Below are 6,738 nucleotides of genomic sequence, written 5' to 3' on the forward strand. Positions count from 1 at the left end.
ATTAAGGAAGTACATAGAAAATTACACATAACAAACTGCTTAAGAGGGATTCGCAACGCGTGGCATTTTCACTATGCGTTGAATTTAGTGATTAAGGTGGTATGCGGCGGCTTCGGTATTGCGTTGCTCACCCCTTAGCAGGGCGTTATATGCCAGTAATCAGGAAGTCGATAGCAGCAATAATCTCGTTTCTAAAAGTGCTCAAATCATTTACCGGATCACGCAAAATCTTAGTTGGTACACTCGCCATTTGGTGAGTTAGGATTACGAAGTCACCTTCATCAATGTGGATCACTGGGCATAGGTGAGTAGGGGCTTTCTTCTCTAACATTTCAACCGGTGTTAATGGAATCACCAGTCGGGTATTCAGTGTATCAAGCATTTCACTTTGAACATCAACAAAGTATGGGTAAGCGGTAGCAGTGCTTTTATCGTTATTTTGGTATAGTGAAAATTGTGACATTAGAATACTCGGTAAGAATCAGAAAACAGACCGTGATTTTCGGTTAGTTCATTGCAAGCGTTGATAGCATCTGCATTTTGCTCTAACCACTCAGTCTTACGGCGCTGATTTACTTCTTTTTCAAGGGCTTTTTCCATTGTTGCCGAGAGGTTTATGTTTAGGCGCTTAGCTTCAGCGAGTAACTCGCTATTTAAGCTTAAGTTTGCAGCCTTCTTGGGTGCTTGCGTACTATATGCGTTTCTCATGATAATTACCTATGCGTATTTATGGTGCGCATTAAGTATAGGCGCACAAAAGGCATATAACAAGCATTTAAGAGTGATTCGCAACGCTTGGCGTTTTCGCTTCGCTCAAGTATAGCCAAGCGTCGCTCACACCTTAATGCGGCGTTATGTTTACTTGTATTTCAAAGGCTTAAAGGTCTTAGGCTATATATAGTTCTTTGTTCCTTTGGCAATTCGTCCCTAGTAGACTCAGCAAATCCGCATTGTCGGTCTAAGTTCTTGAATCTCTCAGCCCGTAAAACATGCCAAGTTCGTGGGGTGCTTCATTGTCAGGTCGTGGCGGTCGGTTGTTTGTGTAACTGGCTTTAAGTTGCTTCTAGGTTCTTAGCCAATTAGCATTTCGGCTTGGCAGTTGCCTCGGCAATTTAGCATTGTTTTGCGCTTTGGTTGGAAAGAAAGGGCGCTTGTTGTTGCTCGGTCGTATTGCCTCATTGGGCAGGGAAGTGAAATTACTCGTTTCAGGTTGGTCGCCTTTGGCGGTCAAGTTGGTTCTGACCTTGTGGCTTACTTCAGAAAACTAGTTAGAAATAGTAGTTCTTTCTCAAGTAAATCATGTGTTTGTGGTAAAACATAACAAACAATTTAAGAGGGATTCACAACGCTTGGCACTTTTGCTTCTACTTCAGTTTTAGTGTTTATGACACAATGCTTTAGGTTTGGGTGGAGGCGTTGTTCACCCCTTAATTGGGCGTTAGGCGAATGGGAGTATCATGAAAGACTTATATCATTACACGGATATTCAAGGAGTCTTGGGGATCTTAAAGTTTAGGAAGTTATGGCTATCTTCAGTCAATAACATGAACGATCATCAAGAGATTATATGGCTCAAATCCAAGCTAAAGGCCGAGATTGATAAAGTTGTTAGAGTTGGAAATTATAGTGATTCGTACATCGATATATTTCGAACGTTTGTGACAATTTTGGAACATTCGACATCCACACCGTATATCTGTTGTTTCTCGAAGAATCATGATCTACTAAGCCAGTGGCGCGCATATGCTCATGATGGAGTTGGTGCGAATATAGGTTTCTCTATTAATAAACTGAATGTGAGTAATGAGCTTCCTTATATGTCGACGGTCAAAGAGCAGGCGCTTGGCTATTCAGAAGTTACATACAACGAAGGGCTATCAAATATTTTTGTTACGAATTTGGTAGATGTACTTCTTAAGCTATGTGAAGAGTCGAAACTGGAGAACGGTAAACCAGTGTGGCATCCAGCTATGTCTGAGCTAGCAACGACATGTCTAAGAAGCGCACAGGCGTTTAAAAATCCAGCATTCTCGGAAGAGCAAGAAGTTAGAATTATTCATACGCCATACTCTGATAAAAGCAATAATTGGCATGGCAATGTTTCTGATATTCAATTTAGGGTTGTTAATGATTCTATAACTTCATACTTTGAACTTGAATTTCCGCATGATGCTGTAACGAGTATCACACTGGGTCCTAAGAGTAAGTGCTCTGAAGCAGAGCTAGAGCTCTTTTTGAAGAGCAATGGATATGAGAATGTAGTTGTAAGAAACTCTAGCGCTAGCTATCGGTAATTCGCCTAACAATAAATTTAAGCAGATTCGCAACGCTTGGCATTTTCGGTTTGAATCAACTTTGGTGTTTACGGAACAATGGTTTAGGTCAGGTGGTGGCGTTGCTCACTACTTAATTTGGCGTTAGCAGCCAGAAGTAATAAGGAACTATAGATGGAATTAAAATATCGTTCAGCTGATTTTGAAGATTTGGAAAGTCTTGTTGCTTTGCTTTCGAATGATCCACTTGGTAGCAAAAGAGAAGATGCGTCTATTCCGTTGAATAGTGCGTATMTTGAAGCGTTCGAAGCGATTACACGAGAYCCAAAYAACGAATTACTTGTTGTTGAGCTGGAAAACTCTTTAGTCGGGATGCTTCAAATTACTTTTATTCCTTACCTAACGCATATCGGTAGTTGGCGTTGTCTTATCGAAGGWGTCCGAATTCATAGTGACTATCGTGGGCAAGGTTTCGGTGAGAAAATGTTCGAATATGCTATTGAACAGGCAAAAAACAAAGGCTGTWCAATCGTTCAGTTAACAAGTGATAAGCAGCGCCCTGATGCAATCAGGTTCTATGAAAAACTAGGATTCAAAGCAACACATGAAGGGTTTAAACTCGCGTTGTAAGTTGCTGCTAACAAAGCATTTAAGAGTGATTCGCAACGCTTGGCAGTTTCGCTTCGCTCAAGTATAGCCAAGCGTCGCTCACACCTTAATGCGGCGTTATGTAGCAAGAGGAATTTATGAAAATTGATAGCACCAATATCAAGTACACAGATTTGTCAGATTGCCTCCATATGAAGATCAAGATTATTGGCAAATCAAATAGAAAAGGCAGTGATAAAAGTGTTGGCGGGCAAGAAAACTGCTCTGGATTTAACATTAATAAACATGTTTTTGACGGTATGTCAGTCAATGAGTACCAAATGATGATAGCTAATAGATTTCTCAAAGAAGACCCGCAGTTCTCACTGACAAAGCACTTAAAGTACGATATCGAAAAAGGGTTTTACGAACTACGCGATTAGCTACATAACAAATTGTTCAAGAGTGATTCGGCACGCGTGGCATTTTTACAGTGCGTTAGTTTTAGTGGTTAAGGTGGTATGCAGAGGCTTTGGTATTGCGTGCCTCACACCTTAACAAGGCGTTATGTGCCTAAAGCTAGGCATCAAATATTAATAGGTTGCGTATATGGATTCGTTCCAAGAGATTTTGGGTAAGGATGTAGCTAGTTGTTACATTCCGTTAGTCGAGAGTGTGTTAAATAATAGAAATCACACTATATATCAATTCATGTCGCATTCAGACTTCAAAACTCTACAAGAAAGTGATGTGGATGAAGCAAATGCCCAATATATTAAAGAGATTATATTTCGGTCACATTTTGCATCAATGTCTTCAATCGCAAAAAACCTTGAATGGCTTAAAGGTATGAAGTTCTCATATGAAAATGGCTTATATTTGCCTTTTTCATCATCAATGCGCTCCCTTATTGAATCTACCGCAGATAGTTTTGATGCCTTGTTACACGTAGGCATTACGTTGTCCGAGCACAACAGAGTTTTGAATAAAAAGTTGAAAAAGGGCGGAGGAGACTTTTTAACACTAACTGAGCTTGAAGATGTTTTGATTCATTACTCTCACGCCAGGAGAATTGGAAAAGGTGAAAAAGCTCCTACAACTCACAAAGCAAAGCAGCCATATGAATACATTAAAAGTCTCGATAGCAAAACTGGGCAAAAGTTTTATGAGTTGTATGGTGAATTATGCCAACTAACTCATCCAGCAGCACAGGGTGTTCTGCATATGATGCCTGCTATCAGTGACAGCGAGTTCTTCTTTGATGAACGATGCGGCAAAGAGAAAATAGAACTACTGCTAAAAAGAAACAAAGATCTAATGCCAGATCTAATTGCCTTTGCATTTAACCCCGGATTACTGACGTTAAAGGTTTTAAATCATTTAGACTTAAGTTCTTGTCATTCTGAGTATTTGAAGATAGTAAACTTTGATGCCATACCGGCTTGGCTTCGTTGTAAAAAGCATCTGAACGTATAAGCGGCACATAACAAACTGTTTAAGAGGGATTCGCAACGCGTGGCATTTTCGCTATGCGTTGGTTTAAGTGATTAAGGTGGAATGCAGCGGCTTCGGTATTACGTTGCTCACCCCTTAACAGGGCGTTATGTTTACTTGCATTTCAAAGGCTTAAAGGTCTAAGGCTCTAGTTCTTTGTCCCTTAAGCAATTCGTCCCTAGTAGGCTCAGCAAATCCGCATTGTCGGTCTCAGTTCTTGAATCTCTCAGCCCGTAAAACATGCCAATATTCGTGGGTTGCTTCATTGTCAGGTCGTGGCGGTCGGCTTATGGTTTAACTGGCTCAAAGTCGCTTTTGGATTCTTAGCCAATCAGCATTTCGGTTTGGCAGTTGCCTCGGCAATTCGGCATTGTTTTGCGCTTTGGTTGGAAAGAAAGGGCGCTTGTTGGTGCTTTGTCGGGTTGCCTCATTGGGCAGGGAAGTGGGATTACTAGTCTTGGGTTAGTCGCTTTTGGCGGCCAAGTTGGTTCTTGCCTTCTGGTTTGGTTCAGAAAACTGGTTTGAAATAACAGTTCTTTCTCAATTAAGTCAGTAACTTGTGGTAAAACATAACAAACAATTCAACAGTGATTCGCAACGCTTGGCGCTCTCACTTCGAGTTGAATTTAGTGTTTACGGCGCAGTTTTGGGGTTCAGTGCTTGCGCTGCTCACACGTTAATTGGGCGTTATGCTTTTTCTCAAACTTGTAGGTATGAGCACTTTACGTATTCAACAAATATCACTTTGTATCTTTACTAGAAATGAGGCTTTTATCCCTTAATAGACTCTAACTTTTCTGAAAACCATCGCAGCTCATCAAAAATTGCGTTCTGTCTTATCTAACTTATCAGTGGTTTGATAGAGTTATGATTCGATGTGTAAGGAGGGTTTTAGATGGGAACTATAATAGGCTTGGTCATTTTAGCAGCGATAGATTGGTATCTTGTTCGTAAAACAGGACTTCATATACATCAACTCATTTCCAAAAAGTATGCCGAGCATTCGCGTAGTAAAGAGCACCATAAATAAGACCTCTTTAGGCAACAGGCTAACGGTATGTGGCGTTGGAATTTTACCGAGCCTACTAATAGAACAAGCATAACAAACTGTTCAAGAGGGATTCGCAACGCGTGGCATTTTCACTATGCGTTGGCTTTAGTGTCTAAGGTGGTATGCAGCGGCTTCAGTATTGCGTTGCTCACCCCTTAACAGGGCGTTATGAAACAAGAGGAAATTTGAATGTCAGGCTTAGTATTAGAACTACAACGAGATGCATTGAATAATAGTGTAGGCACTTCTAGCCTTGTTCGTAAAGCTCTAGTAGTTTCCAAAAAACTGGGCATCAAGGATGTAGAGGGTTGGCTAAACCAAGAACTAAACGGATATACTGATCCTGAAGAATCTTTACCTATATATCGAGAGTTACATGGGGCTCTAAAGGTTCACAACCCGGTGCGAGGACTCATTCCTTTTCGCATTGCCAACTCATCACTTACTCATGATTTATCCCACAGGAAAATTCCGCATTCAATTGCAGAATTGGAAAGCACTATAAAGTCGAACGGTACTGGAAAATTAATAATGAATTATCCTCCGGAAATTCGAGATCGTTTGATGGAGGTAATGGATTTACCAATGGAACCTTTCCTTGAAGTTAGCACTAGCCAAATTGTGGCAGTCATTGACTCCCTGAGAAATGAAGTTCTAAATTGGGCTTTGGAGTTGGAGCAAAAAGGGGTTAAAGGAGAGGGTATGACTTTTTCACATACTGAAAAACAGGCGGCAGAATCCGTGACATATAAAATAACGAATAATATCGGTAGCATGCAAAATTCTCAGCTTCAGCAAGCTTCCGATAACTCACATCAGTCGATGGATTTTGAAGTTAACGACAGTCATGTTGCTGAATTTCTAGAAGTTCTCAAATCATCTATTAGTCAATTGCATCTGAATGAATCTGATGCCAAAGAGTTAAATGCCGAAGTAGCAACAATAGAACATCAACTAGCATCCCCGAAACCTAAAAAAATAATACTGTCAGAATCACTAAAAAGCGTAAGGAATATCATTGAGGGAACAACGGGTAGTATAGTCGCAACGGGGTTGTTAGCGCAGTTAGGTGTACTAATGAGCAATGTTTCATAACAAAGCATTTAAGAGTGATTCGCAACGCTTGGCGTTTTCGCTTCGCTCAAGTATAGCCAAGCGTCGCTCACACCTTAATGCGGCGTTATGTAACCGAGTACCCCACGTTTAGTAGACACTTTACTAAGTTAGATCTAGGGTCTAATTGAGAGGTGATTTATGGCTAAACATCGTAATCCAGCGTACACCGAAGAGTTCCGCAAAGAAGCAGTGCGTCTGGCCAGTCTTCCGGGCCGA

General features: G+C 40.8%; 7 protein-coding genes. 5 read left to right on the forward strand and 2 right to left on the reverse strand.

Features of this window, described 5'->3' with window-relative positions:
* Positions 1 to 145: 145 nt before the first annotated feature.
* Entirely contained in the window at positions 146 to 463 is a 318-nt protein-coding gene (locus ELS82_RS22995) for a CcdB family protein (protein WP_026050327.1), read from the reverse strand.
* Entirely contained in the window at positions 463 to 708 is a 246-nt protein-coding gene (locus ELS82_RS23000) for a type II toxin-antitoxin system CcdA family antitoxin (protein ID WP_026050326.1), read from the reverse strand. Before ELS82_RS23000 ends, ELS82_RS22995 begins: the two co-directional genes overlap by 1 nt.
* Positions 709 to 1,457: 749 nt before the next feature.
* Here ELS82_RS23000 and ELS82_RS23010 point away from each other — a divergent pair.
* The 5 genes from ELS82_RS23010 to ELS82_RS23055 all read left to right on the forward strand — a co-directional run bounded on the left by ELS82_RS23010 (position 1,458) and on the right by ELS82_RS23055 (position 6,501).
* Positions 1,458 to 2,294 carry a DUF2971 domain-containing protein gene (locus tag ELS82_RS23010; protein WP_134837522.1) on the forward strand — a complete coding sequence of 279 codons (837 nt, stop codon included), beginning with the start codon at positions 1,458 to 1,460 and terminating at the stop codon, positions 2,292 to 2,294.
* Positions 2,295 to 2,447: 153 nt separating this feature from the next.
* Positions 2,448 to 2,903 (forward strand): GNAT family N-acetyltransferase, encoded by a 456-nt coding sequence (locus tag ELS82_RS23015; protein ID WP_134837523.1) that lies wholly within the window; start codon positions 2,448 to 2,450, stop codon positions 2,901 to 2,903.
* 116 nt (positions 2,904 to 3,019) lie between these two features.
* On the forward strand, positions 3,020 to 3,304 hold the full coding sequence (locus tag ELS82_RS23020; protein ID WP_020838846.1) for a hypothetical protein: 285 nt from the start codon (positions 3,020 to 3,022) through the stop codon (positions 3,302 to 3,304).
* Positions 3,305 to 3,470: 166 nt separating this feature from the next.
* Entirely contained in the window at positions 3,471 to 4,337 is an 867-nt protein-coding gene (locus ELS82_RS23030; protein WP_134837524.1) for a hypothetical protein, read from the forward strand.
* Positions 4,338 to 5,595: 1,258 nt separating this feature from the next.
* On the forward strand, positions 5,596 to 6,501 hold the full coding sequence (locus tag ELS82_RS23055) for an AbiTii domain-containing protein (RefSeq protein ID WP_134837528.1): 906 nt from the start codon (positions 5,596 to 5,598) through the stop codon (positions 6,499 to 6,501).
* Positions 6,502 to 6,738 lie beyond the last annotated feature (237 nt).

The organism is Vibrio ouci (assembly GCF_004551525.1).
GTDB lineage: Bacteria > Pseudomonadota > Gammaproteobacteria > Enterobacterales > Vibrionaceae > Vibrio > Vibrio ouci.

Excerpts from the sequence above, each read along its gene's own strand:
- ELS82_RS23010 (WP_134837522.1), top strand. The coding sequence starts at position 1,458 with ATGAAAGACTTATATCATTACACGGATATTCAAGGAGTCTTGGGGATC.
- ELS82_RS22995 (WP_026050327.1), bottom strand. The coding sequence starts at position 463 with ATGTCACAATTTTCACTATACCAAAATAACGATAAAAGCACTGCTACC.
- ELS82_RS23020 (WP_020838846.1), top strand. The coding sequence starts at position 3,020 with ATGAAAATTGATAGCACCAATATCAAGTACACAGATTTGTCAGATTGC.
- ELS82_RS23030 (WP_134837524.1), top strand. The coding sequence starts at position 3,471 with ATGGATTCGTTCCAAGAGATTTTGGGTAAGGATGTAGCTAGTTGTTAC.
- ELS82_RS23000 (WP_026050326.1), bottom strand. The coding sequence starts at position 708 with ATGAGAAACGCATATAGTACGCAAGCACCCAAGAAGGCTGCAAACTTA.
- ELS82_RS23055 (WP_134837528.1), top strand. The coding sequence starts at position 5,596 with ATGTCAGGCTTAGTATTAGAACTACAACGAGATGCATTGAATAATAGT.